General features: G+C 57.0%; 2 protein-coding genes. Both read left to right on the forward strand.

The genetic code is table 11. The annotated features are described in order from the left end of the window. A partial coding sequence (locus tag ACEW72_RS02150) for a hypothetical protein (RefSeq protein WP_373474736.1) occupies window positions 1-232 on the forward strand: 232 nt, incomplete at its 5' end. Window positions 233-337: 105 nt separating this feature from the next. After that, on the forward strand, window positions 338-1,803 hold a 1,466-nt coding region (locus ACEW72_RS02155), incomplete at its 3' end, for a TonB-dependent receptor plug domain-containing protein (RefSeq protein ID WP_373474737.1).

Raw genomic sequence — 1,803 nt, forward strand, 5'->3', positions numbered from 1 at the left:
TTTGGGTCTCTGGCGCAAATATAGCTATGCTGCGCAAGCGGTGGTGCTCGTGACAGGTGCTTTGGCCATCTGGAAATATCTGCTCGATCCGCTAGGTCTCTACCTTCTGACTCGCGAGGACAGCCAGATACTGTTTTTCCCCTCGCTTGGAATGGCAGCAGCCACGCTCGTACTCTTGGCTTTCCGTGATGAAGATACGCTCAGCGTTGATGCAAAATGGCTGGCGCGCTAAATTTTGTTCTCGCGAAATGTAAGAATGGAGCGCCGCTGACGACCAACCGGAAATAGTCGGGCATTTGCCTGCGCCATGTTTTGCCAGCGTCATCGGAGATTTACCTTGTTTTTATCGCCTCGTTTGTTTCCTGGCAGCGCCATTGCTGTGCTTGCCGTTGCCGCTGCATCTCCTGCTGTCGCCCAGCAGGCAGGCCTGCAAATCGCCATCGTCGATGCAGAGACCGGTATGCCAGTGCCCGGTGCCGAAATTGTTATAGAGAACAAGGATGTCGGCCTGCGCCGGATTGAACGGAGCAATGACCAGGGATTGATCAGACTTGAGGCGATGACTACAGGAGGTCGGTACACGGTATCTGCGCCAGCTTCGGATCGCTACGAAGCCACACAAGCTGAACCTTTAGCCCTGCGGTCCAACTTTGCGCGGAGCGTGACACTGCGTCTGAACCGTATTGGTGGCACCGCAATCATCGTGACGGGCACGCGCGCCATCACCGGCATCAATACTGTCAACGCCGAGATTTCGGCATCGCTTTCCAATAAGGAACTGGCAGCATTGCCCGTTGAAGGCCGTGACGTGATTGGTGCGCTGGTTCGGTTGCCCAATGTGGTGGCGTCCACCGGCTTCTTTCCCGAAGCGCCCGGCATATCGATCAACGGTTCGAACGGGCTCGATACCAATTATCTGATCGACGGGCTCGACAATAACGAAAATTTCCTTGGCGGCCCCAAATTCCCTGTGCCACTCGGCTTTACGCGCGAAGTAACGGTGCTCGCCAACAGCTACACGGTTGCTTATGGCCGCACCCCCAATGGTATCGTCAACTACACGTCACCGTCAGGTTCAAACGACTATCACGGCGAAGTGTACGCGCTGGTTCGCCCCGGAAGACCATTAGACTCGCGCTCAGCCTTTCCACGGCGTGACCTGTCCGGCAATGCTGTGGGAGAGAGCTTTGAGCGCTATCAAACCGGCACGAGGATTGGCGGGCCGATCGTCAAGGACCGCACCTTTTTCTATGCAAATTTTGAATATACGCGTGATCGCAACCAGCAGATAGTCGATGCGCCAGCACTTGGTACGGTTGCCAATGTGACCGGCAACAATGAATTCTATCTTGGTTCATTACGGCTTGACCACCGGTTGAATGACGATTGGACCGTCGGCTTGCGCGCTAATATCGGACGCGTCACGATCGACCGTCCCGGCGGCGGTTTGGGCGGCGGCAATGTGACATTCCCCAGCGCCGGGTCGGATCAGGACCGGTTATCAACCGTCGTTGCGGCAACCGCAAGCTATGCAGGCGATGATTGGAGCTATGACGGCGCCGTGCAGTTCAGTCGCTTTCGCTGGGATTATGGCAAGCCCAAGGGACCAGCCGGGCCGCAAGTTGCCATCCGCGACCCCTCTGGCTTGACCGTCGGTGTGGCCGGCCATCCCGGCTTTGTGTTCAACGATCTGGAAGAGACATGGCAGACCACGCACCGCCTACAGCGCAAAGCGGGCAATCACCGGATCAGCGTTGGGGCAGACATCATCCGGTCGGACTTTTCTCTGCTGGGCGGCGGAAA

Source organism: Sphingorhabdus sp. (genome assembly GCF_041737645.1).
Taxonomy (GTDB): domain Bacteria; phylum Pseudomonadota; class Alphaproteobacteria; order Sphingomonadales; family Sphingomonadaceae; genus Sphingorhabdus_B.